Raw genomic sequence first — 26,816 nt, 5'->3', positions numbered from 1 at the left:
GCTGGCTCCGCTCAGGGCCCGCCCCGGCGGGCAAGGCGAGTAGGCCGATGAACGACGATTACATAGGCTTCGATCCGAGACGAGGGCCCTCGGGCCGTCACGAGAGGAAGAGCATGCAAACGCCGCTGCCCCCCACGCCCCTGGAACGCGTCCGCGCCAAGGTCGCCGCGCAGAAGGCCGCCCTGCCCGCGCTGTATGGCGACATCGACTTCGACATCACGCCCGAGCGCTTCACCGACGATCCCAAGGCCAGCGTCGCGCCGCGTTTGGCCCGAGGTGGGCTGGATCCCGACAAGGTGGCGCTGATCAAGGCCTACACCATGCTGGGCGACGTGGTGGCCGACGCCTACGCCGCCCTGATGCCGACGTACGGCTTCCGCCCGCTGATCCAGATGCTGACCAAGGCCTGCGACGAGGGGATCGCGGCCGTCGCCGACGCGCCGCCGGAGCTGGCCGCCTTCATCGCCGACATGGAGCGCGTCCCCGAGTGGCTGGACATGGACCTGGTCCGCGAGGGCCAGCGCCTGGACCGCAACGCCGCCGCCAACCTGGGGCCATTCGCGATCCGGGGCGCGTTCATCGCCACCTTCATGAACAAGTACGCCGCCTTGCCCATGGCCCTGACCGGAACCCTGTCGAACGACACCGCCGCCCGGCGGGTCAACGAGACGGCGACCTTCTTCACCACCACCCTGCTGCCCGGCTCGCTTGAGCGCCACGGCGCCGGCTTCAAGGCTGCCGCCATGGTGCGGTTGATGCACTCGATGGTGCGGTTCAACGCCCTGAAGCGCTCGGACCGCTGGGACGTCGGGGTCTACGGGATCCCGATCCCGCAGGTCGACCAGATGCCCGCCGGCCTGATCCCGATCTTCCTGATGAGCTACAAGATCGTCGCCAGCGGCCGGAAGACCTTCACCGCCGAGGAGCGCGCCCGGGTCGAGCTGGCCCGCTACCGCTGCTTCCTGCTGGGCCTGCCCGAGGACCTGCTGGCCGATACGCCGCAAGGGGTCGTCGACACCATGAACGCCCGCAGCGCCACCCTGCGCGCCGGCTTCGACGACGCCACCTGCGGCGAGCTGGTCCGCGCCACGCTGAACGCCTACCTGCCGCCCGACGAGCGCCCCGAGAACCGCCTGTTCGACAAGGTCGAGCGCCGCTTCTCCAAGGTGTTCTTCCTGCGCAACTTCATGAACGGCGACCTGGCCGCCGCCCGGCGCATGGGCGTCGAGATCGGCCCGCGCGACTTCATGATGTTCGGCCTAGTGGCCCTGCTGGTGACCAGCCAGCTGATGGCCTACCGCCTGGCCCGCAACGTCCCCGGCGTCTCCGACCTGGCCGACGCCCACCTGGTGGCCAAGCTGAGGCGCCAGCTGAAACGCTACGGCCACGCCGAGTTCACGTCGGACGCCGACAAGTACAGGCCGGCCGGAAACGCCAAGCCGGCCGCCGCCTAGAAGTCCAGCTCCATTCGGGCCCCGACGACCTGCGCGGTATAGTCGCGGTCGCCGTCCGGCAGCGGCGTGGCGTCCCGGTAGGCCAGGACCCCGCCGTTCAGGTTGAAGCGCAGATACTCGACCGGCTGCCAGATCAGGGCCGCCAGCCAGGCGTCCTGCTTGCCGCCGACGATCACCCGGTCGTTGAGGTCCAGATGGTCGTAGCGGACGTTCAGTTGCAGCGTCCCGAGACCGCCGCCGCCCAAGGGCTTGGAGGGCTTGGCGCGATCGAAGATCCCGCTCTTGTAGCCGCGCGTGTCGTCCGTGAGGAAATAGCCCAGCTCGGCGTAGCCGCCGAGGAAGCGGGCGTCAGGACCGGTCTTCAACTCGGCTTCCAGCCCGTGAACCTCGGCCGCGCCGTGCCAGCGGCCGCGCACGAACGCCGCCTCGAGGCCGTAGTGGGTCTCCTCGCGCACGGCCAAGGCGGGCGCGCCGATCAGGCGGCTGTTGCTGGTATGCAGGTAGGGCCGCTGGCGATAGCGGGTGGCGGTGTCGGCCACCCGTCCAAGGTCGCGCCAGTGGGCCGAACCGCCGAAGTGCAGCTGGGTCTTGCCCCACTTCGGCGCCCAGACCACCCGGCCGTCCACGCCGTGGCTGTTGTTCTCGTCGCCGCCGGCCGGGCCGTCGCTGCTGTTGGACAGCGCGGTGACATCGTCGGCGAACAGGCCCGCCTGCAACACCCAGCCGCCCTTCTCGTACTGGGCCGACAGCCCCAGGCGGCGCTCGAAGTTGAAGGCGTCTGTAAAGGCCGCCCGCTCCATGAACGCGCCCGAGGTGTCGCCCGTCAGCTCGTCCAGCGACTGGAACTGGTTCTGGTTGCCCAAGGCCAGCAGCCAGGGGCCGGTCTTGTAGCTGACGAAGGTGTCGACCAGGTCGACGGCGTTGTCCGACAGCTCCAGTTCCAGCTTGTAGCCGATCCCCGCGCCGAGGCTCCCCTCGCCGCCCAGCCGGATGCGGCGCATCTCGGACGCCGTGCCCAGGCCCCGGTCGGCGAGAGCCTTGGGCGCGTCGACATGGCCAATATCGGCTTGGATGCGGCCCTTGGCCTTGAAGGTCCTGCCGCCGCTGGCCGAGAACTGCGGCGAGCCCTTCCAGCTGATCTCGGTCGACGACGAGGCGGGCTTGGACGGCGCCGGGGGCGCGGCGGCGGCGGCGGGCGTCGGCGGGGCGGTGGCGTGCACGCCGCTCGCCGCGTCGAGACGGCTTTCCATGCGCTGGAGCTGCGCCCGGAGACTCGCGATCTCGGCGCGCAGGGCGGCGGCGTCCTCGGGACTTAGGGCGTCTTGCGCGAGGGCGGGAGGCGCAAGCAGGCAGAGCCCCGTCGCGCCCAGCGCGACGAGCAACGTGGTCGGATGCAAAACATCACCATCGAACGAACTACCTGCCCGCTCTCCATGCGACGTTTCGATGACGGTTTTACGACTGCTGACGGGCTCAGGCGCGAAAAGACGCCGCCTAGACCATCCCCACCGTCTTCAGGCGCGCGCGGGGGTGGATCTCGTTCTGGCTCATCACGACCGTCTGGCCGCGGAAGCGTTCGATGATCGAGCGGACATAGGGGCGGATGCCGGGGCTGGTCAGCAGCACCGGGGCCTCGCCGGCCAGGGCGGCGCGTTCGAACGCGTCGCGGACGCCGCGGATGAAGTCCTGCAGGCGCGAGGGCGGCAGGGCCAGCTGCTTGTCGTCGCCGGGTCCGATCAGGGCCTCGGCGAAGGCCTGCTCCCAGTCGGCCGACAGGGTGATGATCGGCAGGGCGCCGTCGTCGGCGCGGTTGGCCCAGCACAGCTGGCGGGCCAGGCGCGCGCGGACCTGCTCGACCAGCTGGGTGACCGAGGCGGTGTGCGGGGCGGCCTCGCCGATGCCTTCCAGGATCTGCGGCAGGTCGCGGATCGAGACCCGCTCCTTCAGCAGCGACTGCAGCACGCGCTGGACGGTGGTGGCGGTGGCGGTGCCTGGGATCAGGTCGTCGACCAGCTTGCGCTGCGATTCCGGCAGCTCCTTCAGGAGCTTCTGGACCTCGGCGTAGGACAGCAGGTCGGCCATGTTCTCCTTGAGGATCTCGGTCAGGTGCGTGGTCAGCACCGTGGCCGGGTCGACGACCGTGTAGCCGCGGAAGGTGGCTTCCTCGCGCAGGTCGTCGGCGATCCAGGTGGCCGGCAGGCCGAAGGCGGGTTCGCGCACGTGCTCGCCGGGCAGCTCGACCTGGCCGCCGCGCGGGTCCATGGCCATCAGGTTGCCCAGGCGCACTTCACCCGCGCCGGCCTCCATCTCCTTGATGCGGATGGCGTAGCCCTGGTTGGCCAGGCGCATGTTGTCGAGGATCCGCACCGGCGGCATGACGAAGCCGAACTCGCCGGCCAGGGTCTTGCGCAGGGCGCGGATCTGGTCGGTCAGCTTGCGGCCGTCCAGGTCGTTGATCAGGGTCAGCAGGCCGTAGCCCAGCTCGATCTTGACGTCGTCGATGGCCAGGGAGGCGCTGATCGGCTCCTCCTCGGCCTCGGCTGGCGCCGCCGCTTCGAGGGCGGCGGGATCGATCGCCTTCGGTTTCTTGGCGTCCTGGATCCGCTTGTAGGCCAGGGCCCCCGCGCCCAGCGACAGGGCCGCGAACGGGATGATCGGCATGCCCGGGATCAGGGCGATGATGCCGGCCGAGGCCGAGACCATGCCCAGGCCGGCCGGGTTCATGGCCAGCTGGGTGACCAGGGCCTTGTCGGCCGAACCTTCGACGCCCGCCTTCGACACGACCATACCGGCGGCGATCGAGATGATCAGGGCCGGGATCTGGCTGACCAAGCCGTCGCCGATAGTCATGATGGTGTAGGACGAGGCGGCCTCGCCGATCGGGATCTTGTGCTGGACGACCCCGATGATGATGCCGCCGACGATGTTGATGCCGGTGATGATCAGGCCGGCGATCGCGTCGCCCTTCACGAACTTGCTGGCGCCGTCCATGGCCCCGAAGAACGTGCTTTCCTGCTCCAGCTCCTTACGGCGGATCTTGGCCATCTCCTGGTCGATCAGGCCCGTCGACAGGTCGGCGTCGATCGCCATCTGCTTGCCGGGCATGGAGTCCAGGGTGAAGCGGGCGGCGACTTCGGCGATCCGGCCCGAACCCTTGGTGACGACCATGAAGTTCACCACCACCAGGATGATGAAGATGATCACCCCGATGACGAAGTTGCCCTGCATCATCAGGTGACCGAAGGCCTCGATGACCGCGCCGGCGCCGCCGGTGCCTTCCTGGCCATGGCCGAGGATCAGTCGGGTCGAGGCCACGTTCAGGCCCAGGCGATACAGGGTCGCGACCAGCAGAACGGTCGGGAACGAGGTGAATTCCAGCGGCTTCTTGATCAAGATCGCCGTCATCAGGATCAGCACCGAGCCGGTCAGCGAGATGGCCAGCAGCAGGTCCAGCAGGATCGGCGGAACCGGCAGGATCAGCAGGACGATGATGCCCACGACGCCCAGGGCCAGGCCCATCTCGCCGCGCAGGAAACCATCCAGCAGCGACCTGGCGCTGGGGACGGATCTGGCGGCTGTCGGGGCGGCGGCGTCGGCCATGCTGAACCTTGAACCGTGGATGGAAAGCTAGACCAGCGCTTGAAGCGATTTGCGGTCCGCCGCCATCTCCTTAACCAAAATTAGCCATGTTCGGCGCCGGACGGATGGTCGCGGCGCCGAGCCATGTTGTCGCAATCCCCTAGGCGGCCGCGCCCACCCCGCCCTGCGGCGGCGGCACCGGCACGCCGGCGTCGGAATATTCCTTCAGCTTGTTGCGCAGGGTGCGGATCGAGATGCCCAGGATGTTGGCGGCGTGGGTGCGGTTGCCCAGGCAGTGCTCCAGGGTGTCGATGATCAGCTTCTGCTCCACCTCGGCGACGGTCGAGCCGACGAAGGTGCGCGACACGGCGTCGGCGGCCATCTGGGCGCCGCGGGCGACCGCCGCGTCCGGCGACGGCGCGGGAGCCATCTGCTGGCCGTCCGGCAGCCGGATGGCGAACTCCTCGATCTCGGCGCCGGTCGACAGCAGCACCGCGCGGTGCATGGCGTTCTCCAGCTCGCGGACGTTGCCCGGCCAGCGGTGGGCGATCAGCCGGCGCTTGGCCTCGGCCGAGATCGGCTTTTCCGGCACGCCGTTGGCGGCCGAGTACTTCTTCACGAAGAATTCGCACAGGCTGATCACGTCGGCCGGGCGCTCGCGCAGCGGCGGCAGGCGCAGGTTCACGACGTTCAGGCGGTAGAGCAGGTCTTCCCGGAAGTGGCCGTCCTTGACCGACTGGGCCAGGTCGCGGTTCGACGTGGCCAGGATGCGGATGTTGACCTTGACCGGCTTGGAGCCGCCGACGCGGTCGATCTCGCGCTCCTGGATGGCGCGCAGCAGCTTGGCCTGCAGGCGCACGTCCATTTCCGAGATTTCGTCCAGCAGCAGGGTGCCGCCGTCGGCTTCCTCGAACTTGCCGATGCGGCGGGCCATGGCGCCGGTGAAGGCGCCCTTCTCGTGGCCGAACAGCTCGCTTTCCAGCAGGTTCTCGGGGATGGCGGCGCAGTTGACCGAGATGAACGGCGCCTTGGCCCGGCGCGACTTGCCGTGGACGTAGCGGGCCATGACCTCCTTACCCGAACCGCTTTCGCCGGTGATCAGGATCGAGGCTTCGGACGGGGCGACCTGGTCGGCCAGCTTGATCACCGACTCCATGGCCGGGTCGCGCACGACCATCGGCTTTTCGTCGTCGGCCACGGCGGCCAGGACGGCGGCGATCAGCTCGGCGTCCGGCGGCAGCGGGATGAATTCCTTGGCGCCGGCCTTGATGGCGGCGGCCGCGCGCATCGGATCGGCGTCAACGCCGCAGGCCACCACCGGCACCCGCATCCGCTCGGCCTCGTTGGCCGCGATCAGGCTGGCGATGTCGAGCGCGTAGTCGACCATCAGTAGGTCGGCGCCCTGCCCGGCGCGCAGCGCATTGGTCGCCTGCTCCGGCGTTTCGACGTGCGAGACCTTCGCGCCCGCGTTCATCGCCATCTTCACGGCGACCGAGAGCTGCCCGTTCAGTTTTCCGACGACCAGAAGCCGCATAATCTACTCTCCCAATCCAACCTGGGCCTTAGCCCTGGTCGCCGTCCTTGATGATTTCCGTCATGGTCACGCCCAGGCGCTCGTCGACGACGACGACCTCGCCCCGGGCGACCAGGCGGTTGTTGACGTAGATGTCGATCGCCTCGCCGACCTTGCGGTCCAGCTCCAGGATCGAGCCCTGGTTCAGCTGCAGCAGCTGCGCCACCGACATGTGCGCGCGTCCCAGCACGGCCGAGATGTTGACCGGCACGTCGAAGACCGGCGCCAGGTCCGACGCGGTCTTGTCGCTGAGCTCGACCGGCATTTCGGAGGCCAGCATCGAGCCTCCGAATTCGTCGAGCGGGAGATTGTCTTCGGCCATCGGACTTCAGCCTTTTCAGGAGAACAGGGGTTCGGCGTGGAGACCTTCGGCGGCGATGGCCGCTTCCAGCGCTTCGGCGACGCGGTGGGCGGCGCCTTCCGGGTCGAAGGCCGCGCGGCCGTCGCCCCAGTCGAAAGTGAAGGCCGCGGGGGCCATGGCGCCGTCGGCGCGGGCGACGATTTGCCCCTGGAAGCCGATCTGGGCGGCCACATGCTCCAGCGCCTCCTGGGTGCGGCCCTCCAGTTCTGGCGAGACGCGGACGAAGATGCGCGGCTGGGCCTCGACCTCGCGGGCCAGGGCCTCCAGGGCCGCCGTCACCGGGGCCTCGGGGAAGTGCTGCAGGGCCGCGTCGGCGATCTTGCGGGCGCAGGCCAGGGCCAGCATGGCCGCGCCTTCGCGGTGCTCGTGCGCCACGTGGGTCAGGGCTCCGAAGGCTTCCCGCACGGCGTGGGCGACCTCGGCCAGGGCGTTGGCCGCGTCGCGCTCTGCGTGGGCCACGGCCGAACGCTCGCCTTCCGCATAGGCCTGGGCCTTGGCGGCCTCGACCTCCTCGAGGGTGAAGCTCTTCTTCACCTTGGGCGGGGTGTAGGCGACGCCGCCGCGGTCGTCGAAGACCGTGTCGAAGCCGAATTTGCGAGGGGTTTCCATCAGGCCATGTCCCTCAGTAGATCAGTTCGTCGTCGCCGCCGCTGCCGGCCAGCATGATCTCGCCCTTGGCGGCCAGGTCCTTGGCGACCTGGACCATGCCCACCTGGGCGGCGTCGACGTCCTTCAGGCGCACGGGGCCCATGCTCTCCATGTCCTCGCGCATGATCTTGGCGGCCCGCTCGGACATGTTCGAGAAGAACAGGTCGCGCAGCTTGTCCGAGGCGCCCTTCAGGGCCAGGCCCAGCTGCTCCTTCGGCGTGCCGCGCAGCAGGGTCTGGATGCCGCCCGGGTCCAGCTTCGACAGGTCCTCGAAGACGAACATCAGGGCGCGGATGCGCTCGGCGGCCTCGCGGTTGCGCTCTTCCAGCGCGGCGATGAAGCGGGCTTCGGTCTGGCGATCGAAGTTGTTGAAGATCTCGGCCATCATCTCGTGGCTGTCGCGCTTGGACGTGCGCGCCAGGTTCGACATGAATTCGGTGCGCAGGGTCATCTCGATCTTGTCGAGGATCTCGCGCTGCACCGGCTCCATCCGCAGCATGCGGGTGACGCATTCCAGGGCGAAGTCTTCCGGCAGGCAGGCCAGCACGCGGGCGGCGTGGTCGCTCTTCACCTTCGACAGCACCACGGCGACGGTCTGGGGGTATTCGTTCTTCAGATAGTTGGCGAGCACGGCCTCGTTCACGTTGCCGAGCTTGTCCCACATGGTTCGACCCGCCGGACCGCGGATCTCTTCCATCAGCTGGTCGACCTTGTCCTGCGGCATGAACGACGCCAGCAGGCGCTGGGTCTGTTCGTACGAACCCATGATCGCGCCGGTCGAGCTCATGCCCGAGACGAACTCGACCAGCAGCTCTTCCACGACGGAGGCGGAAACCGTGCCCAGGCCGGCCATGGCCTGGGAGACTTCCTTGATCTCCTCGTCGTCCAGGGCCTCCCAGATCTTCGTGTGTTCTTCGCCAAGCGCGAGCAGAACGATCGCGGCCTTTTCCGGCCCCGACAGGTTCTTCAGGTCGTTGACGGCGACTTTCATGGCCATCAGTTCGACTCGTGCAGCCAGTTACGGAGGATCGCGACCGATTCCTCCGGATGCCTCTCGACGAACTCCGAGACGCGCTTGATCGACGAGGCCTTAACCTGGCCCTCGATCTTGGCGATGTCGATGCGCGAGTCGATGTCGCTGGTCGGACCGGCGATGGCGATCGGCTCGCCGCTCTCGTCGACCACGACCTGCTGCTGGGTGCCGTCCGACAGGGTGACCAGGCGGGTCAGGGCCGGCGCGCCGCCCGGACCGGCCAGGGCCATCTGCACCGGCGCGGGCTCGACCAGGTTCTTGATGAACGGACGGACCGCGAACAGCAGGACCAGCAGCGCCACGACGCCCAGGATGCCCAGTTCGGCGAAGCGCATGATGTCGTTCTTGTCGAAGCCGGCCAGCAGGCCCTGCTTCTCCAGGCCCTGGTCCTCGGGTTGCGGGAACTTGATGTTGGTGACCTTGACCTGGTCGCCGCGAGTGGCGTCGTAGCCGACGGCGGTCTTCACCAGCTCTTCGATCTGCTGGATCTCCTGGGCGGTGCGCGGGGTGTAGGCGCCCGGCTTGCCGTCCTTGCCCATCGGGGCGGTGACGCCGTCGATGGCCACGGCCACGGCGACCTTCTTGATCGTGCCCGGCTCCTGGACCGTGGTCTTCACGGACTTGGAGATCTCGTAGTTGGTGACGGTGCCGTTCTCGTTCGAGCGCGAGCCCAGCTGCTGGAAGCCGGCGTTGGCGGCCTGGCCGGGAACGTTCGAGGTGGCGGTCGTGCCCGACGTGTCGTCGTTCTTGGTTTCCGAGCTGCCCGCCTCGTTGCTGCTTTCCGAGCGGACGACCTGGCCGTCCGGATCGAAGCGCTCTTCCTGGGTGGTGACGCGGTCCAGGTTGATGTCGGCGGTGACGTTGACGCGGGCCTTGCCCGGGCCGAGCACGCCTTCGATCATGTCCTTGACGGTCTTGGCGATGCGGGCCTCGGCCTCGGTGCGGCGGTCCTGGGCTTCCTTGCCGGCCAGGCTGTCGTCGCTGGGCGCCGACAGGGTCTTGCCGTGCTGGTCGATGACCGTGACCTTCTCGGCCTTCATGTTGGGGACCGACGAGGCGACCAGGTTCTGGACGGCGCGGACCATGTCCGAGCCCGGCTCGCGGGAGCCGATGCCGATGGTGACGGCGGCCGACGGCTGCTCGGCGTCCTCCTCGAACAGCTGGCGCTTGGGCAGCACAAGGTGGACGCGGACGCTGTTGACGCCCTGCATGGCCTTGATCGTGCGTTCCAGCTCGCCCTGCAGGGCGCGCTGGCGGTTCAGCTGCTGGACGAAGTCGGTCTGCCCCAGCGCGCTGCTGCCGTCGAAGATTTCGTAACCGATGGAGCCGGAGCTCACGAGGCCCTTGCCGGCGACCATCAGGCGGGCGCTGGCGACCTTGTCGCGCGCCACCATGATCGTCGAGCCGTCGCCCTTGGTCTCATACTTAATACCGGCCTGGTCGAGGGCCTGGGTGACCTGGGACGCTTCCTTCAGGTCGAGGTTCGAGTACAGCAGTTCATTGGGCTCCTTGCCCATGAACATGACGAGGGCCACCAGAACCGCGACGACGCCGGCGCCCACGCCGAGCATCGCGGCCAGTCGCCCGACGCCGAACTGCTTGATCGAACCCAGAAAGCTTTCCACGAAGCCTCACCCCTGATCCCAACGCCTCCGCGAGGAGGAACCGACACGCGAACGAGAACCGCCCGTCGGTAGGCAGGATTTACCCAGTACAAGGTAAACGAGGCGTTTATATTTGGGGCTCGGAAGGCCGCGCGGAGGCGCCAAAACGTCGCGGCCGCCCCCTTTCGGGAGCGGCCGCTGAAGGTCTTCAAACCCCTTTGGCGCAAGGCCTTGGGGATTTTCGGGGTCTCAAGGGGGTGGTCACATTAACGCACCCCCGCCCGGTTCTTAACGCGCCGGACCTTAACGGTACTGCTGGATCCGAGTGGTCCGCAGGCCGGCCAGGCCGTGCCGATCGATCGATTGCTGCCACGCGAGGAACTCCTCGTTGGTCAGCTTGTAGCGATCGCAAGCCTCGTCGAGCGAGAGCAGGCCCCCGCGGACGGCGGCCACGACCTCGGCCTTACGACGGATCACCCAACGCTGGGTTTCCGGCGGCGGCAAATCCGACAGGGTAAGAGGCGCACCGGTCGGACCGATGACATACTTTTCACCCCGGCTGTTCGTGCGCTGCTGCTGCAACATGGCTTTACGCCTTTCCCACAACCATCACTGTTGAGACCCACTATAGGCGCCGCCCAATAACATCGGCTTAATTCCAATAGTAAAGAAAGGCCTAAACAAGATGGCTCTTAAGCAGTCCGTAGTGTCTCAGTGTGAAACACAAGAATTAAAGATCGTTAATCCCTAGGATCACCGCTTAATATTCAGAAGTTCTTCCAGCATCTGATCTGCCGTCGTGATGATTTTCGACGAAGCCGAGTAGGCTCGTTGCGTGGTGATCAGGCCGGTGAACTCAGTCGACAGGTCGACAGTCGAAGCTTCCAAGGTCGAGGGGGCCAGCGAACCGGCGCCGCCCTGGCCCGGAGCTTTCAGGCTGTAGGTGCCGCTCTCGTTGGTGACGCGATAGGCGTTACCGTTGACGCCCTTCAGGCCGTTCGGGTTGCTGAAGGTGGCCACGGCGACCTGGGCGATCCGGCGGGTGACGCCGTTGTCGAAGATCGCCGAGACGTAGCCGTCCTCGTCCACCTCGATGTTGGTCAGGTTGCCGAAGGCCGTGCCGTTGGTGTTCACCGACTGGACGACCGACTGGCTGTTGTACTGGGTCAAGCCGCCGGCGGCGCTGGCCAGGTCGATCTGGACGTCCTGGGTGTCGATGCCCAGGCCGTCGGCCCAGGTCGGCGGCGTCACGGCCGGCGCGACGGCCGGAGCCGTGCCCGAGGCCTGGATCGTGATAGAGGTCGGGACCGTGCCGCCGAACAGGTTGCCCGTGCTCTGCAGCTTGCCGTCGGTGGTGAAGGTGACGATGCCCGTGCTGATCTGGCCGTTGGAGTTGTTGGCCAGGTCGCCCGGCTTGGCGCGCAGTTCGGCGTACCACTGGTTCGGGCCGGGGCCCTTCAGCAGCGACAGGGTGACGGTGCGCTGGCCGCCCTTGGAGTCCGACAGCGGGATCTGGATTTCGAAGTCCGGCTTCACGCCCTTGGTGTTGTCCTTGGCGTAGTCCGACATCGACCAGGTGCTGGGATCGTACAGCTTGCCCGTCAGGACGTCGGCGTCGTCGGCGCCGGCCGAGGTGACGCCCAGGTCGACCAGGTTGATGGTGTCGCCGGCGGCGTTGATGCGGGTGGTGGTGGTGCTGCCGGCGACCGGCGAAGCGCCCTTGTAGTCGATGGCCGAGGTGACGATCTCGTGGGTCGCCGGGTCGTAGCCCACGGTGCCCGTGGCGATGATGACGCCGTTTTCCTTGATGTCGACCTGGTACTCGTTGTTGCCCGAGGCCGCCGGATTGGCGATGCCGGTCGAGCTGTAGACGACGTCGTAGTCGTGGCTGACGCCCGCGGAGTCGACGACGTTGGTCTTCGACGCCGTGCCGGCCGTGCCGACCTTGTACGAGACGGCCGCGGCCACCGGCTGCTCCGAGCGCAGGTTGGCGTTGACGCCGACGCGGGTGGTCTTCTCGGCGGTGCCGCCGACGGTGCCGACGTTGATTGACGACAGCTGCATCAGGTCCGACGGGTCGGGCGTGATGGAGCCGGTGACCGGATCGGCCAGCCAGCCTTGCAGATAGAGGCCGGCGTCGTTGCGCAGGTAGCCCAGATTATCCAGCTGGAACGAGCCGGCGCGGGTGAACGAGCGGGTGTCGGTGGCGGTCAGGCCTTCCGGCTTTTCCGTGGTGACGAAGAAGCCCGAGCCCGAGATCGACAGGTCCAGGTTCGACGTCGTCGACTGGGTCAGGCCCTGCTGGCTGATGAACTGGTGGGTCTGGGCCTTAACGCCGCCGGCGCTGTAGGTCTGGTTCTTCGAACCCGAGGTGACCAGGGTCGAGAAGTTGGCGCTGGAGCGCTTGTAACCGACCGTGTTGACGTTGGCGATGTTGTCCGAGATCGCGGCCAGGGCCGACGAATTGGCGATCAGACCCGAGACGCCGGCGAGCATGGCGCTGTTGATGCTCATGACTGAATTCCTGCTTTGAAGGGGTTCGAGGGTTCAGCGCTGTTTGCGTTTGGATCCCGGGGAAGACCGTCTTCCGGGGACCGCGTCGGCGTCATTCTGACGCCCGTTCGATCGGTGGATTGGCGAGAGGCGGATCAGGCGGCTTCTTGTTCCGTCTGGGTATTGGCGTTGCTGTTCGAGGCGGCCGCGGTGATGGCGATGACGCTGTCGACGGGGATCGACTGGCCGTCGACGATGACCATCGGCGAGCCGGTGGAGTTGTCGACGGCGGTGACCAGGCCTTCGGCGCGGCCCTTGACGTTCGTGGCCTTCAGCTCCTTGCCGTCGGCGCCCTTGGCGGTCACGGCGATGGTGTAGACCCCGCCGTCGGACAGCTGGACCCCGCTGTCGTCCTTGCCGTCCCAGGTGATGGTGTGGCTGCCGCTCTTCTGGTCTTCCGGCTTCAGGGTCCGGACCACCTTGCCGGCGGCGTTCTTCACTTCGACCGTCAGCGAGGTCGAGGCGCCCGGCTGGCTCCACGAGAAGGTGGCCTTGCCGTTCTTCAGGGTCGAGTTGTCGGTGGTCGCCGTGATCTGCTTGCCGATCATGTTGACGCCTTCCGACAGGCCCGTGCCGGTGTTCATGCCGACCAGGGCGGCCAGCAGGTCGTTGGTGACCAGCTGCTGCTCGACGCCCGTCATTTGGGTGATCTGGCTGGTCATCTGGGTCGTGTCGGTGGGCGACAGCGGATCCTGGTTCTTCAGCTGGGTGGTCAGCAGCTTCAGGAACGTCTGCTCGTTGTTGGCGAGGGAGGTCCGCGAGTTGTTGATCTTGTCGAGGACCGACGAGGTGTTCTGCGAGGAGACAGCGGTGGTCATGGCTCTTCCTTAGATCCGGATGTCCAGACCGCTGTCGGCGGCCGTCTTCAGGCCGGGCAGCAGTTCGGGGGTGATGACGATGTCTTCCTCGCCGGTCAGGGCGGCCTGGAACGCGCGGCCGGTGAAGGCGCGCTGGCCCCGGTCGCCGAAGTCCTGGAAGGCGAAGAAGGGGTTCTGGCTCTGGCCGCCGTTCTGGCTGGAGACGTCGAAGCTCAGGGCGTTGTCGGCGACGTTGAAGCCGGCGTCGGCCAGGGCCTGGCGCAGCTCGCCGGCCTTGTTGCGCAGCTCCTGGGCGGCGTGGACCGTGTCGAACTTCATCGAGGCGGTCAGGGCGCCGTCGCGGCCGATCTCGATGCGCACGTCGACCTTGCCCAGGCCTTCCGGCGTCAGGGCGACGTCGAAGCGGGTGGTCTTGGCGTCGGCCTTCTTGATGATCTCGGCCGACAGGGCCGCCACCGTCTCGGGCGAGCCGCGCACCGGGGCCGGCGCGGCGGCCGGGGCCGAGGCGCTGGCGGCCTGGGCCTGGACGGCCGGGGCCGGCGCGGCCAGGGCGTTGGTGTCCGCCACGGCGGCGGTCGCGGCGGGCGCGTCGATCGCGGCGACCGTCGCGGTGTTGTTGTTGTCCGAACCCTTGCCGTCGGTCGTCGTCTCGCCCCCGGCGCCGGCGGACCCGGCGGCGACGGCCGTGACGGCCTGGGCGGTCTCGACGGCCACGGCGTCGGCGGCCTTGGCCTGGGCGGCCAGCGGCGCCGGCGCGGCCTTGGGGGCCTCGGCGGTCTTGGTGGTGGTCGACGCGACGTCCGGCGCGGCGGCCTCGACGGTTTCCACGGCGGCTTCGGCCGTCGCCACGTCGGCGACCGGCGCGGCCTCGGCGACGACCTCGGCCTGGACCGGGGCGACGACAGGCGCGGCGACCGGGGCCGGCGCGGCCGGCTGGGCCGTGGCGGCCTTCGGCGCCTCGGCCGTCTTGGCGGCGTCGGCGGCGGGCTTGGTCTCGGCGGTTTTCGGCGCGGCCAGATCCTCGGCGGAGACCGGGGTCGGCTCCTCGGTCGCGAGCTGGGCCAGGGCTTCCAGGGCGGCGGCGTCCACGGCCTGGCCTTGCGGCGCGGCGGCCTGGGCGGTCGTCGCCGTCGGCTGAGCCTGGGCGGCGGTCGGCTGGGCCGTCGTCGCCTGGGCTTCCTGAGCCACCGGCGCCGCCTGGGCGGCGACCGGCGCGGTCTGGGCGGCCGCGACGGCGGCGGTGAAGTCGGCGGCCTGGTCGGCGCCCGCGGCCTCGACGGCCGGCTGGGCGTCGGCGGTCGGCTCGACCTGGACCGGCGCTTGCACGGGCGTGGTCATGGCCGCGATCAGGGTGGCGGCCGCCTGGGCCGCGGCGGCTTGGGCGGCGGCGTCGGTCGTATCGACCTGGGCGGCGTCCGAAGCCTTGTCGGCGGCGGCGTCGGCCTTGTCGCCGGCGGCGTCAGCCTTGTCGGTCTTGGCGTCCTGGGTGGCGTCGGCCTTGTCCGAGGCGCGGTCGGCGGCCCGGTCGGCGGCCTTGCCGGCGGCGTCGGCGCGATCGGCCCGGGCGTCCTGGGCGGCGTCGGCGCGATCAGCGGCCTTGGCGTCGGCCTTGGACGTGTCGCGAGCCGGCTTGTCGGCCGTCTTCACGTCGCGGTCTTCACGGGAGCGGTCCTCGCGGGGCTCGCTCTTGCTTTCCGAGCGCGAGGCGCGGGGCGCGGGCGCCTCGTCGTCCTGGCCCGCGATGGCCAGCAGGGCGTCGAAGCCGTCGTTCGACGACTTGGCGCTCGCGGACGGGGCCGGCGCGGCGGGGAGAGCGGCGGTAGGTGCGGCGATCGCGGTCATTCGCAGTCGTTGCTCGCTTGGGCTCGGTTGAGGCGGCGGTCCATGACGAACACGCCTTGATCGGCCTTCCTCTGAGCAACGGTTGGGCCAACTCGGAAAACAACCCGCAAGACACTGTATTTGTTGATTTTAATTTCTCATTTACGAAGAAAAATCGCTTCCCGTGCGGCGCTTTTTGCCGGGTGACGAGGGTCAACAAGGACGGGAGTTGCCGCGTCGGCGCGTCGCAATCGGGTCAGGGGGCAAGTTGGCGCCGTCCTTGCGCATGGTCACTTGTCGAATTTCCGACCACCGGAACATTTCGCCATGATTTTCAATGGCTTGGCATATATCTGGATCTTGATCCCCACCCGGACCCGGCAAGTTTCGCCGGGCAAGGGTGCGCCGTGCGTTGCGCGGATTGCCCAGCTGAAGGGGGACTACGCCTATGTCGCTTAACGCGATCATGAGCACGGCGACGTCCGGCATGATGGCCGCGCAGACGGGTCTGCGCGTCACGTCGGACAACATCGCCAACGTCAACACCAACGGCTACGTCCGCAAGACGGTCAGCCAGTCGAACCTGCTGTCCAACGGCATGGGCGTGGGCGTCAGCATCGACGCCATCAAGCGCGCGACCGACCGCTTCCTGCAGTCGGCCAGCCTGAACGCCGCCTCGGACAACGGCCGCGCGTCGGCCATCTCCGACACCCTGAACAACGCCCAGCAGCTGTTCGGCGACCCCAGCGGCGACAACAGCTTCTTCTCGACCCTGGACGACATCTACTCGGCCTTCTCGGCGGCCCAGGACGATCCGTCGTCCTCCCTGCTGCGCACCCAGGCGCTCACGCGAGTGGACGACTTCCTCAGCGAATCCAGCCGGATCACCTCGTCGCTGTCCAAGCTGGGCAAGGACGCCGACGCCCGCATCTCGGGCGACGTCGACCGCGTCAACGACCTGCTGAGCCAGATCAACGGCCTGAACACCGACATCACCCGCGCCAAGGTGGCCGGGGCCGACGCCACCGGCGCCGAGAACGTCCAGAGCGGCCTGATCGACGAGCTCAGCAAGCTGATGAACGTCCAGATCACGCCCCGCACCCTGGGCGGCGTCTATGTGCGTTCGACCGAGGGCCTGCCGCTGGCCGGCGACGGCGCCGCCCAGCTGACCTACCAGACCTCGCCGACGGCCACGGGCTATCTGACGGTGCAGCTGGCCAACGGCTCGGTCCAGCCCACCCCGCTGAACATCTCCAGCGGCGAGATCAAGGGCCTGATGGACGTGCGCAACATCGAGCTGGTCAGCCTGTCCGACCAGCTGGGCGAGTTCACCTCGCGCGCCGCCGAGGAGATCAACCGCGCGTCCAACGCCGCCTCGTCCGTCCCCGCCCCGACCACCATGAACGGGCGCGACACCGGCCTGGACGCCCAGGCGGCGATCACCGGCTTCACCGGCAAGACCACGATCGCCTTCACCGACGGCAGCGGCGTCATCCAGCGCCGGATCGACATCGACTTCGACGCCGGCACGATGACCGTCAACGGCGCCGCCGGCCCGGCCTTCACCCCCGCCAACTTCATGACCCAGCTGAACACCGCCATGGGCGGCGCGGGCGCGGCGGGCTTCTCGGGCGGCGCGCTCAGCATCACCGGCAACGGCGGCCTGGGCGTGGCCATCGCCGACGACGCGACCACGCCGGCGAGCAAGGCCGGCAAGGGCTTCAGCCACTATTTCGGCCTGAACGACATCATCCGCACGAACGGCTACTCGCCCTACGAGACGGGCCTGACGGCCGCCGACCCGAACGGCTTCACCTCGGGCGCCATGACCATCCGCCTGACCGACGTCGAGGGCGGCCGCATCCGCGACATCACCGTCGCCCCGCCGGTCGGCGGCACCATGCAGGACATGCTGGACGCCCTGAACTCGCGCGCCACCGGCACAGGCCTCTACGGCCAGTTCTCGCTGAACAGCAAGGGCCAGATCAGCTTCGCCTCGAACAGCACCACGCCGGTGACCATGTCGATCCAGGCCGACACGACCGAGCGCGGCGTCGGCGGCCCCTCGGCCAGCCAGCTCTTCGGCATCGGCCCGGCCGAGCGCAGCACCCGGGGCGAGAAGTTCTTCGTCAACACGGCCATGGACGGCAACCCCAAGCTGCTGCCCTTCGCTCAGCTGGACCTGACCCAGGTAGTCGGCGGCGCGGCGGCCCTGGCCATCGGCGACGGCCGCGGGGCCCTGGCCCTGGCCAAGGCCGGCGAGACCACCACCGCCTTCTCGGCCGCCGGCGACGCCTCGGCCGTGACCATGACCGTCAGCCGCTACGCCTCGGACTTCAGCGGCTCCATCGCCCGCAAGTCCGCGACGGCCGCCAGCCGCAAGGACGCCGCCGACGCGGTGTCCAGCGAAGTCGACAGCCAGCGCCAGTCCGAAGAGGGCGTGAACCTCGACGAAGAGCTGATCAACCTGACCACCTACCAGCAAGCCTTCAACGCCTCGGCCCGCCTGATCCAGGCGACCAAGGACATGTTCGACGTGCTCACCGGAATCCTGGGGTAAGCCATGACCCGCGTCTCAACCGTCCAGAACTATAACGTCATGACGTCCAACCTCATGAAGGCGCAGGTGCGCCAGAATGACGTGGGCGCCCAGGTGTCCAGTCAGAAGGTCGCCTCCGACCTGAAGGGCTACGCCAAGAACGCCGAGATGCTGACCGCCATGCGCGGCACGCAGACGCGCATCAACGGCCTGATCGATCAGGCCAAGATGGTCGGCAACCGGCTGGAGATGCAGGACACGGGCCTGGGCCGCGTCGGCGCGGCCACCCAGAGCGCCCGCGAGGCCATCGCCAACTCGCTGGCGGCCGGCAGCGCCTCCACCCTGATGCAGCAGCTGACCGCCAGCTTCGGCGAGGTGGTCCAGGGGCTGAACACCAAGTCGAACGGCCTCTATGTCTTCTCCGGGGCCAAGACCGACACGGCCACCACCACCGCGACGACCATGCCCGACCTGACCGCGGCGGCGGCGACCACGGACCTGTTCCAGAACGACCAGTACGTCATGACCAACCGGGTCGACGAGCAGACCAGCGCCAAGACCGGCATCCTGGGCGACGCCGTGGGCGTCGACGTGTTCGACGCCTTCAAGCAGGTCCAGGCCTATGTCGACGCCAACGGGCCGTTCACCGGCAACCTGACCGACACCCAGGTCACGTTCCTGAAGGGCCTGCTGCCCACCTTCGACAACGCCTACAAGGGCGTGATCGACGCCCAGGGCAAGAACGGCGTCACCCAGAAGCGCTTCGAGAGCGCCCAGAAGGACCTCTCCAACCAGGCCGACACCCTGACGTCCATGGTCGGCGGCATCACCGACGTCGACATGGCCGACGCGGCCACCCGCCTGCAGGCCGCCCAACTGGCCGTCCAGGCCTCGGCCCAGGTGTTCAGCAGCCTGCAGCAGTCGTCGCTGCTGAACGTCCTGAAGTAGGGGCGGCGACAAGCCGCCCCGCCGCGACCTCGCAAAAACGGTCCCCAACCGCTATATGGCGGCGGATGAACGCCGACGTCCTGATCCCCGCCGCGACCCAAGACCCTGAAGCGCTGATCGCGCGCGCGGTCGAGCAGGCGCGCGCGGCCGTCGGCCTGCCGGAGGGGACGCGGATCGTCGCGGCCATGTCCGGCGGCGTGGATTCCACCGTCACCGCCGCTCTGCTGGCCCGCGCGGGCTACGACGTGGTCGGCGTGACCCTGCAGCTCTACGACCACGGCGCGGCGATCTCGCGCAAGGGCGCCTGCTGCGCCGGCCAGGACATCCTGGACGCCCGCATGGCCGCCGAGCGCATCGGCATCCCGCACTACGTGCTGGACTACGAGAGCCGCTTCCGCGAGCAGGTCATCGAGGAGTTCGCCGACGCCTATCTGCGCGGCGAGACGCCGATCCCGTGCGTGCGCTGCAACCAGACGGTCAAGTTCCGCGACCTGCTGGACGTGGCTCGCGACCTGGGCGCCGAGGCCATGGCCACCGGCCACTACGTCCAGCGCGGCTTCGTGGGCGGGGCCAATCGCCCGCAGTTGCGCCGCGCCGCCGACCCGGCCAAGGACCAGAGCTACTTCCTATTCGCCACCACGCGCGACCAGCTGGACTTCCTGCGCTTCCCGCTGGGCGGCATGGACAAGCCGACCGTGCGCGCCGTCGCCGCGGGCCTGGGCCTTTCCATCGCCGACAAGCCCGACAGCCAGGACATCTGTTTCGTGCCCGAGGGCAAGTACACGACGGTCATCGACCGCATCCGGCCTCAGGGCGCGGAAGCGGGCGACGTCGTGCACCTGGACGGCCGCGTCCTGGGCCGCCACGAGGGCGTGACCCGCTACACCATCGGCCAGCGCCGGGGCCTGAACATCGCCGTCGGCGACCCGCTGTTCGTGGTCCGCATCGACGCCGACAAGCGCCATGTGGTGGTCGGCCCGCGCGAGGCCCTGCTGACGGCGTCCCTGACGCTGAAGGAAGCCAATTGGCTGGGCGGCCAGGACAGCCTGGAGGCCGCCGCCGAGGACGGCCAGCGCGTGCTGGCCCGCGTCCGCTCGACCCGCGAGCCGGTCCCCGGCCGCCTGGCGCTGCAGGACGGCCAGATCGCGGTCATGTTCGACGGCGCCGAGGAAGGCGTGGCCCCCGGCCAGGCCTGCGTGCTCTATGATCCGGCCGATCCCGAGCGCGTGCTGGGCGGCGGCTTCATCGCCGGCACGACGCGGACGATGGACCTCGCCTGAGGGTTTGGCGGATCGAACACGAGCCTCCGGGGTTCTCGACAGGAACCCCAGACGGAAGACCCGCATGCTCCGATCCCTGCTCATCGGCCTTTCGGCCGGCTCCCGCTCCATGACGCCGCTGGCCGCCGTCAGCGAAGCTGCGCATGGCGGCCATCTCGAGGCCGACAATCCTTCGGCCCGCCTGCTGGGCCACCCGCTGGTCGCCGCCGGGACCAAAGCCCTGGCGGCCGGCGAGCTGTGGGGCGACAAGCTCAAGTCCGCCCCCGACCGCATCGTGCCGCTCGGCATCGCCGCACGGGTCGTCACGGCCGGCCTGACCGGCGCGGCGCTCGCGCCCCGCAAGCGGATGCTGCTGGGCGGCGCCCTCGCGGCCAGCGCGGCGGTGGCGGCCGCCTATGTCACCTTCCATTTCCGCATGAAGGCGCTGAAACGCTACGGCCAGACGCCGTCGGGCCTGGTGGAGGACGCCCTGACTGTCGGCGCGGCCCAGCTGGTCACGCGAGCCCTGCGGTGAGCGAGAAAAAGCCTCAGCCCGCGCCGCCCGGGCCGCCCAAGCCGCCCAAGCCGCCAGAGCCCAAGGTCACGGCCGAAGGCGTCCGCCGCCAGCGTCAGCACATCAAGGACCTGACCGGCGAGGATCCGCTGCGCGGCGGCGTGGCGGACTAGGCCGCGCCATTCCGCCGCAGCGTAAAGGCCACGTTTTCCGTGCAAAAACGTCGGTATTCACGCGGCCTTCACCATGACTCGCCAAACTGCCGGCAAGATGCAGATATCGCAGACCTCGACGATTGATGCGGCCCGGTCTTCCCTCGCCTCTTCCGGCGGCGTCGCCGCGGCGACGGCGGCGCTCAACGACACCACCGGCTCGGTCGGGGTGGACCAGCAACTGAGCGCCTATCACGCCCTGGCCAACCGCTGGAACGGCGCCAGCTTCGCCGAGCGGTCCAACCTGACCCAGGCGCTAACCGAGTCGCCGTTCGCCAAGACCATCCAGTCGGCGCTCAACACCTTCACGCGCGCGGCCTGGGCCGGAGCCGACGCCGCGCCGCCCGCGCCGCAACGCCAGGCGCTCGACGCCTTCGACAGCCTCTCCGAAACCGACCAGACGATCATCGCCTCCCTGCAGGTCGGCGTCAGCGACAGCAAGGGCCCGGCCTCGGTCTCCGAGTACCGCGGCCGGCTGCAGGCCGATCTGGAAAGCGTCCAGCCCACGCCGGCCGAACCGCGCGACAGCGTCACCCTCTCGGCCGAGGCCCAGGCCCACCTCGCCGGCGGCGCCGCGCCGGACGCCGCGCCGGCCGCGCCCGTGGACGCCACGCCGGAAATGGCCGCCGCCATCAGCGCCTACGGCAAGGTCGCGCGCTAGGGTTTGGTCAACGCTCAGCTTTCAAGCTATCCAAATCCGCTCATCCCCGCGAAAGCGGGGATGAGCGGTAATGGGGGATGCTCAGGACCCGGGCTTCTCCAAGCGATAGCTCACTCGGCCGCGATTTTCACGGCCTCGAGGGCCTCGCCGACGGTCAGGCTCTGGGCCTTCCGGGGGGCGCGCTCCAGGTCGCGGCGCTGGACGACCTCGCCGCAGGCCTCGCAGGCCAAGACGGGATGGAAGGCGCAGCCGCAGGTCTTGTGGTGGAACAGCACCGGCGAGTTGTCGCGGCCATAGACGTGGCGGTCGCCCCACTCGGCCATGGTCAGCAGCACCGGCGACAGGGCCAGGCCCTTCTGGGTCAGCCAGTATTCGTTGCGCGGCGGCCGCTCGGAATAGAGCCGGGTTTCCATGACCCCGTGGCTGACCAGGGTCTTGAGGCGCGCGGCCAGGACGTTGCGGGCCACGCCCAGCCGCTCCTGCCATTGCTCGAAGCGCTTCACCCCGGCGAAGGCGTCGCGGAGGATCAGCAAGGTCCACGGATCGCCCACGACTTCGAGGGTGGCGGCGACCGAGCACTGTTCGTTCGTATAGTCAGCTGTGCGGCCCATTTTGGCAGGGTGCGGCGTTCCGCGAGGGAAAGCAAGAGAGCGTTGCGTTTGAATATGAACCGGAGTAGGTTTTTTATCGCAATTGACTCTCTCGGTTATTGCGAACTGGCGAGCGGCCTGGCGATCCCCCGTCGGCGCCGCTCGCCCCTTTCCCATCACGAAATCGCAAGCCGCTTGCGCATGGCGAGGTGATGAGGGCCTATCTCGCCTCAAAATCCATGCAGGGAGCCCAGTTCATGTCCGCCGCAGATCCCGTCGTCATCGTCTCCTACGCCCGCACGCCGATGGGCGGTTTCCAAGGCGCGCTGGGTGGGGTGAAGGCCACCGATCTGGGCGCCAGCGCGGTCAAGGCGGCCATCGAACGGGCCGGCGTGGCGGGCGACAAGGTCGAGCAGATCATCATGGGCTGCGTGCTGCCGGCGGGCCTGGGCCAGGCGCCGGCCCGGCAGGCGGCGCTGGGCGCGGGCCTGCCGCTCTCGGTCGAGGCGACCACCGTCAACAAGATGTGCGGCAGCGGCATGCAGGCCGCCATTTTGGCTTACGATTCCCTCGCCGCTGGCTCGGTTGACGTCGTGGTGGCCGGCGGCATGGAGAGCATGACCGGCGCCCCCTACCTGCTGTCCAAGCACCGCGCCGGGGCTCGCATCGGCCACGACCAGATGTGGGACTCGATGTACCTGGACGGCCTCGAGGACGCCTACACCCCCGGCAAGCTGATGGGGGCCTTCGCCGAGGACACCGCCGCCCAGTACCAGTTCAGCCGCGAGGCCATGGACGACTACGCGACACGGGGCCTGGCCAAGGCCAAGGCGGCCATCGAGAGCGGGGCCTTCAAGGCCGAGATCACCCCGGTGACCGTCGTCAGCCGCAAGGGGACCGAGGTCGTCGACACCGACGAGCAGCCGCTGAAGGCCGATCCGGCCAAGATCCCGACCCTGCGCCCGGCCTTCGCCCGCGACGGTGGCATCACGGCGGCCAACAGCAGCTCGATCAGCGACGGCGCCGCCGCCCTGGTCATGACGCGCGAGAGCGTGGCCAAGGCCCTGGGCCTGCCGATCGTCGCCCGCGTGGTCAGTCACGCCGCCCACGCCCACGAGCCGGGCCTGTTCACCACCGCTCCGGTGCCGGCCATGCGCAAGGCGCTGAAGAAGGCGGGCTGGGAGGTCTCGGACGTCGACCTCTTCGAGGTCAACGAGGCCTTCGCCGTGGTGGCCATGATCGCCCAGCAGGAACTGGGCATCGACCCGGACAAGCTGAACGTCAACGGCGGCGCCTGCGCCCTGGGCCACCCGATCGGCGCCTCGGGCGCGCGGATCCTCTGCACCCTGATCTCGGCCCTCCAGGCGCGCGGCGGCAAGAAGGGCCTGGCCAGCTTGTGCATCGGCGGCGGCGAGGCCACGGCCATGGCGGTGGAGCTGGTCTGAGCCTATCTGGTGAGGATCAGATTGCCCGCGAGACGCGTTCACTCGTCATGACCGACACCTTCCGCCACAACCCCGAACTCAGCCGCTACGAGCTGGAGGAGGACGGGCATCTCGCCTGGGCCGATTACCAGCGCTCCGGCCACCGGCTGGTCATCCCGCACGTCGAGGCCGACATGCCGCTACGCGGCACGGGCGCGGCCGGACGGCTGATGGGCAAGGTCGCCGAGACCGCCCGCGCCGAAGGCATGCGGATCACCCCGCTTTGCTCCTACGCGGCGGCCTGGCTGAAGCGGAACGACCCGGACCTGATCGCTTAGGGCTGCTTGGGTGTCGGGACCACGCTCTCGAAGCTGCCCGCCGCGCCCGGGAACACCACCGGGCTCTCCCAGCCGTCGGCGGTCACCGCCGAGACGCCGAAGAAGAAGTCGTCGATCACCACGTCCTTCAGGGTCGTCCCCGTTCCCGCCGGGACCCAGCGGCTGAAGCGCCAGGTCGGGTCGGTGGTGCCGCGCCACCAGACCTTGTGGCCGGCCGCGCCCGGCGTCGCCGTCCACGAGACCTTGGTGTCGGGGCTGACCGCGCCCTCGATCTTGACGCCCGACGGCGGGGCCGGCGCCGAGGCCAGGCTGGCCATGGCCACGGTGTTCAGCCGCGTCACCTGGGCCAGATAGGCGAAGTCGACGCCCTCGATCTTGTCGCCATAGACCTTGCCGTTCTCGGTGCGCAGGGTCTGGTGCTGGCGGTCGTAGTTCTCGACCGCCTCGGTCACCCGCACGGCCGGATAGCCCGCCTCCAGCAGCGGCACCTGGTCCCCGCCCCGGCCGTAGCGGTCGGTGCGATAGACCATGACCACGTCGAAATTGGTCAGGTAGCGGTCGGCCAAGCCGTCCAGGTAGCGGGCCAGGTTGCGCGAGGGGCTGTCGACCTCGCCGCCATTGTAGCGGCGGCCGTTGGCCTGCTCGGGCGTCTCGACCGCCTTGGTGCCTTCCGAGAACACCCGCACGTGGGTGTTGTCCATCACCCCGCTCTGGCCCCGGCTGTTGCCGACGATATCGTTGTTGAGGTCGGCCTCGACCTTCCAGCCCTGGGCCTTGGCGTAGTCGGCCAGCACCTTGCCGCCGTACAGCCCCTGCTCTTCGCCCGACAGCACCGCGAACACCAGGGTGGCGGCGTATTTGTGCTTGCTGAGCACCCGCGCCGCCTCCAGCACCGCCGCCACGCCCGAGGCGTCGTCATTGGCCCCCGGCGCGTCGCTGGTGAAGTCCATGACGTCCGACACCCGGCTGTCCAGGTGGCCGGCGATGATGATCACCCGGCCAGGATCGGTCGTCCCCTTCTGGACCCCCAGCACGTCCACCACCTCGACGCCGTTGGGCGCGCGCTTGCCGGTGAAGGTCTGGGCCGGGGTTTCGACCGTCAGGCAGCCGCCGCAGTCCTTGGAGATCGCCTCGAACCGGGCCTTGGCCCAGCGGCGGGCCGCGCCGATGCCGCGCGTGTTTGACTGGGTGTCCGACAGGGTGTGGCGGGTGCCGAAGCCGACCAGCGAGCGGATCGTGCTCTCCAGCGCCTTGGGATCGACGTCGGCGGCGATGGTCCGCAGCAGCGGTTGGTCGGCCGAAGGGGCGGGCGTTTCGGCGTGAGCGACGCTTGCGGTCAGCAGGGCGGCGGCGGCGAGGACGAGAGGCAGGCGCATGCGGGCTCCAGAACGAGAGAGCGGACGTTGCCGATGACCGGCCTTCCGGGCAATCCCCTTCCGCTCAGCGCCCTGCCCTGGCCGCGATGAACGCCACCCGGTCCAGCACCTCGGGCCCCGCCGCCGGGCCGGGGGCGTAGGTAAAGGCCTCGGCGGTGATCGGCTTGCCGCTGACCCGGTCGACCAGGATCGGCTCGGCGACCTGGCCCGTCTGGCGATCGACCAGTTGGCCGGCCGCGCCCTCGGGAGCGAAGTGGCGGTTGCCGAACGCCAGCATGGCCGTCAGCACTCCGCCGAAGTCGCGGCCCAGGTCCGTCAGCACGTACTCGAAGCGCGGCGGCCGCTCCTGGTAGCGGCGCTTTTCCAAGAGGCCGTTCTCGACCAGGGCCGCCAGGCGCTTGGTCAGGATGTTGGGCGCCACGCCCAGGCTCTTCTCGAACTGGTCGAAGCGGGAGAGGCCGTGGCTGGCGTCGCGCAGGATCAGGAAGGTCCAGCCATCGCCGACCCGCTCCAGCGTGCGGCCGACCGGACATTGCGTGGGGGGACGTTCAGATTTGCTCATGACGAAAGATTTGGCCACTCACTTGCGAAATGCAAGTTACCTCATAGCTATGCGGAATGCCGGACCGTTGGGGCCTCGGCGAGGGACTGAGCTTTACCACCATGAGCGACACCAACACCAAGGGCGTGGCCCTGATCACCGGCGCCTCGACCGGCATCGGCGCGGTCTATGCCGACCGCCTGGCCAAGCGCGGCCACGACCTGATCCTGGCGGCCCGCGACGAGAGCCGCCTGAACGCCCTGGCCGAGCGCCTGCGCGCCGAGACCGGCGTCAAGGTCGAGGTCATCAAGGCCGACCTGACCGACAAGGCCGACCTCGTGACGCTGGAAGAGCGCCTGGCGACCGATCCGGCCATCGACATTCTGGTCAACAACGCCGGCGCGGCCGGCTTCGTCGGCTTCTCCACCAGCGACCGCGACGCGATCGACCGGCTGATCCAGCTGAACGTCACCGCCGTCACCCGTCTGGCGCAGGCGGCCTCGTCGGCCTTCGTGCCCCGCGAGCGCGGGACGATCATCAACCTGGCCTCGGTCGTGGGGCTGATGCCCGAGTTCCGCTCGCCGGTGTACGGCGCGACCAAGGCCTTCGTGCTCTACCTGACCCAGGCCCTGCGCGAGGAATTCCCCGCCGGCGTGCGCCTGCAGGCCGTGCTGCCGGGCGCCACCCGCACCGAGATCTGGGAGCGGGCCGGCCGCGACGTGAACGAGCTGGATCCCAACATGGTCATGGACGTCGACGACCTGGTCGACGCGGCCCTGGCGGGCTTCGACCAGGGCGAGCTGGTCACCATCCCGTCGCTGCCGGACCCGGCCGACTGGAACGCGTTCCAGGCCGCGCGCGGCGCGCTGGCCCCGAACCTGTCGCGCCGCTATCCGGCCGACCGCTTCAAGACCGCCTGATCCGGACCGCCTGACGCGCGAAAGGGGCCGCGCCCCGCGGCCCCATACGC

General features: G+C 69.0%; 24 protein-coding genes. 10 read left to right on the top strand and 14 right to left on the bottom strand.

Features of this window, described 5'->3' with window-relative positions; all coding sequences use genetic code 11:
* Window positions 1-113: 113 nt before the first annotated feature.
* Window positions 114-1,454, top strand: a complete 1,341-nt coding sequence (locus K8940_RS04685; RefSeq protein ID WP_223393363.1) for an oxygenase MpaB family protein — start codon at window positions 114-116, stop codon at window positions 1,452-1,454.
* Here K8940_RS04685 and K8940_RS04680 read toward each other — a convergent pair.
* The 11 genes from K8940_RS04680 to K8940_RS23935 form a co-directional block, all read right to left on the bottom strand.
* Complete coding sequence (locus K8940_RS04680; RefSeq protein ID WP_223393362.1) at window positions 1,451-2,851, bottom strand: OprO/OprP family phosphate-selective porin; 1,401 nt, start codon at window positions 2,849-2,851, stop codon at window positions 1,451-1,453. The genes K8940_RS04685 and K8940_RS04680 overlap by 4 nt on opposite strands.
* A 97-nt stretch (window positions 2,852-2,948) precedes the next feature.
* Entirely contained in the window at window positions 2,949-5,054 is a 2,106-nt protein-coding gene (gene flhA, locus K8940_RS04675; RefSeq protein ID WP_223393361.1) for a flagellar biosynthesis protein FlhA, read from the bottom strand.
* 139 nt (window positions 5,055-5,193) lie between these two features.
* The gene (gene flbD / locus K8940_RS04670; RefSeq protein WP_223393360.1) at window positions 5,194-6,567 is read right to left on the bottom strand and encodes a sigma-54-dependent transcriptional regulator FlbD; all 1,374 of its coding nucleotides are present in this window, start codon (window positions 6,565-6,567) and stop codon (window positions 5,194-5,196) included.
* A 28-nt stretch (window positions 6,568-6,595) separates the two neighbouring features.
* Window positions 6,596-6,928, bottom strand: a complete 333-nt coding sequence (gene fliN, locus K8940_RS04665; RefSeq protein ID WP_223393359.1) for a flagellar motor switch protein FliN — start codon at window positions 6,926-6,928, stop codon at window positions 6,596-6,598.
* A gap of 15 nt (window positions 6,929-6,943) precedes the next feature.
* Window positions 6,944-7,576, bottom strand: coding sequence for a flagellar assembly protein FliH (locus tag K8940_RS04660; RefSeq protein ID WP_411675582.1), 633 nt, complete (start codon window positions 7,574-7,576; stop codon window positions 6,944-6,946).
* 13 nt (window positions 7,577-7,589) lie between these two features.
* The gene (fliG, locus tag K8940_RS04655; RefSeq protein ID WP_223393358.1) at window positions 7,590-8,612 is read right to left on the bottom strand and encodes a flagellar motor switch protein FliG; all 1,023 of its coding nucleotides are present in this window, start codon (window positions 8,610-8,612) and stop codon (window positions 7,590-7,592) included.
* Complete coding sequence (fliF, locus tag K8940_RS04650) at window positions 8,612-10,273, bottom strand: flagellar basal-body MS-ring/collar protein FliF (RefSeq protein WP_223393357.1); 1,662 nt, start codon at window positions 10,271-10,273, stop codon at window positions 8,612-8,614. Before fliF ends, fliG begins: the two co-directional genes overlap by 1 nt.
* A 282-nt stretch (window positions 10,274-10,555) precedes the next feature.
* Window positions 10,556-10,837, bottom strand: a complete 282-nt coding sequence (gene sciP, locus K8940_RS04645) for a CtrA inhibitor SciP (RefSeq protein ID WP_047410412.1) — start codon at window positions 10,835-10,837, stop codon at window positions 10,556-10,558.
* 168 nt (window positions 10,838-11,005) lie between these two features.
* On the bottom strand, window positions 11,006-12,766 hold the full coding sequence (flgE, locus tag K8940_RS04640) for a flagellar hook protein FlgE (protein ID WP_223393356.1): 1,761 nt from the start codon (window positions 12,764-12,766) through the stop codon (window positions 11,006-11,008).
* 134 nt (window positions 12,767-12,900) lie between these two features.
* Entirely contained in the window at window positions 12,901-13,623 is a 723-nt protein-coding gene (locus K8940_RS04635; RefSeq protein WP_223393355.1) for a flagellar hook assembly protein FlgD, read from the bottom strand.
* Between the two features lie 9 nt (window positions 13,624-13,632).
* Window positions 13,633-15,465 carry a flagellar hook-length control protein FliK gene (locus K8940_RS23935; protein WP_411675581.1) on the bottom strand — a complete coding sequence of 611 codons (1,833 nt, stop codon included), beginning with the start codon at window positions 15,463-15,465 and terminating at the stop codon, window positions 13,633-13,635.
* A gap of 427 nt (window positions 15,466-15,892) precedes the next feature.
* Between K8940_RS23935 and flgK the strand changes: the two genes are divergently transcribed.
* From flgK to K8940_RS04600, 6 genes are all read left to right on the top strand, one after another.
* Entirely contained in the window at window positions 15,893-18,004 is a 2,112-nt protein-coding gene (flgK, locus tag K8940_RS04625) for a flagellar hook-associated protein FlgK (protein WP_223393354.1), read from the top strand.
* A 3-nt stretch (window positions 18,005-18,007) separates the two neighbouring features.
* Window positions 18,008-18,931 (top strand): flagellin, encoded by a 924-nt coding sequence (locus K8940_RS04620; RefSeq protein ID WP_223393353.1) that lies wholly within the window; start codon window positions 18,008-18,010, stop codon window positions 18,929-18,931.
* A gap of 65 nt (window positions 18,932-18,996) precedes the next feature.
* Window positions 18,997-20,211, top strand: a complete 1,215-nt coding sequence (mnmA, locus tag K8940_RS04615; protein ID WP_223393352.1) for a tRNA 2-thiouridine(34) synthase MnmA — start codon at window positions 18,997-18,999, stop codon at window positions 20,209-20,211.
* 64 nt (window positions 20,212-20,275) lie between these two features.
* On the top strand, window positions 20,276-20,725 hold the full coding sequence (locus K8940_RS04610; protein ID WP_223393351.1) for a DUF4126 domain-containing protein: 450 nt from the start codon (window positions 20,276-20,278) through the stop codon (window positions 20,723-20,725).
* A complete protein-coding gene (locus K8940_RS04605) occupies window positions 20,722-20,877 on the top strand; it encodes a hypothetical protein (protein ID WP_223393350.1) in 156 nt (51 codons plus the stop codon). The genes K8940_RS04610 and K8940_RS04605 overlap by 4 nt, the downstream gene beginning before the upstream one ends.
* 73 nt (window positions 20,878-20,950) lie before the next feature.
* On the top strand, window positions 20,951-21,577 hold the full coding sequence (locus K8940_RS04600; protein WP_223393349.1) for a hypothetical protein: 627 nt from the start codon (window positions 20,951-20,953) through the stop codon (window positions 21,575-21,577).
* A 110-nt stretch (window positions 21,578-21,687) separates the two neighbouring features.
* Here the strand turns inward: K8940_RS04600 and K8940_RS04595 are convergent, their stop codons facing one another.
* Window positions 21,688-22,188 (bottom strand): winged helix-turn-helix transcriptional regulator, encoded by a 501-nt coding sequence (locus tag K8940_RS04595; protein ID WP_223393348.1) that lies wholly within the window; start codon window positions 22,186-22,188, stop codon window positions 21,688-21,690.
* A gap of 236 nt (window positions 22,189-22,424) precedes the next feature.
* On the opposite strand from K8940_RS04595, the gene K8940_RS04590 reads away from it, so the two are divergent.
* Together K8940_RS04590 and K8940_RS04585 are read left to right on the top strand one after the other, a co-directional pair.
* Window positions 22,425-23,612, top strand: coding sequence for an acetyl-CoA C-acyltransferase (locus K8940_RS04590; protein ID WP_223393347.1), 1,188 nt, complete (start codon window positions 22,425-22,427; stop codon window positions 23,610-23,612).
* A gap of 47 nt (window positions 23,613-23,659) precedes the next feature.
* A complete protein-coding gene (locus K8940_RS04585) occupies window positions 23,660-23,929 on the top strand; it encodes a GNAT family N-acetyltransferase (protein ID WP_223393346.1) in 270 nt (89 codons plus the stop codon).
* On the opposite strand, the gene K8940_RS04580 is transcribed toward K8940_RS04585, so the two are convergent.
* Entirely contained in the window at window positions 23,926-25,305 is a 1,380-nt protein-coding gene (locus K8940_RS04580; RefSeq protein ID WP_223393345.1) for a M20/M25/M40 family metallo-hydrolase, read from the bottom strand. The genes K8940_RS04585 and K8940_RS04580 overlap by 4 nt on opposite strands.
* 64 nt (window positions 25,306-25,369) lie before the next feature.
* Window positions 25,370-25,867, bottom strand: coding sequence for a winged helix-turn-helix transcriptional regulator (locus K8940_RS04575; RefSeq protein WP_223393344.1), 498 nt, complete (start codon window positions 25,865-25,867; stop codon window positions 25,370-25,372).
* Window positions 25,868-25,968: 101 nt separating this feature from the next.
* Between K8940_RS04575 and K8940_RS04570 the strand changes: the two genes are divergently transcribed.
* Entirely contained in the window at window positions 25,969-26,766 is a 798-nt protein-coding gene (locus K8940_RS04570) for an SDR family NAD(P)-dependent oxidoreductase (RefSeq protein ID WP_223393343.1), read from the top strand.
* The last annotated feature ends 50 nt before the right edge of the window (window positions 26,767-26,816 follow it).

The sequence above is a fragment of the Caulobacter segnis genome (assembly GCF_019931575.1).
Taxonomy (GTDB): Bacteria; Pseudomonadota; Alphaproteobacteria; order Caulobacterales; family Caulobacteraceae; genus Caulobacter; species Caulobacter segnis_C.
The sequence above is the reverse complement of the archived record's forward strand: the minus strand, read 5'-3'. Positions and strand labels throughout refer to the sequence as shown.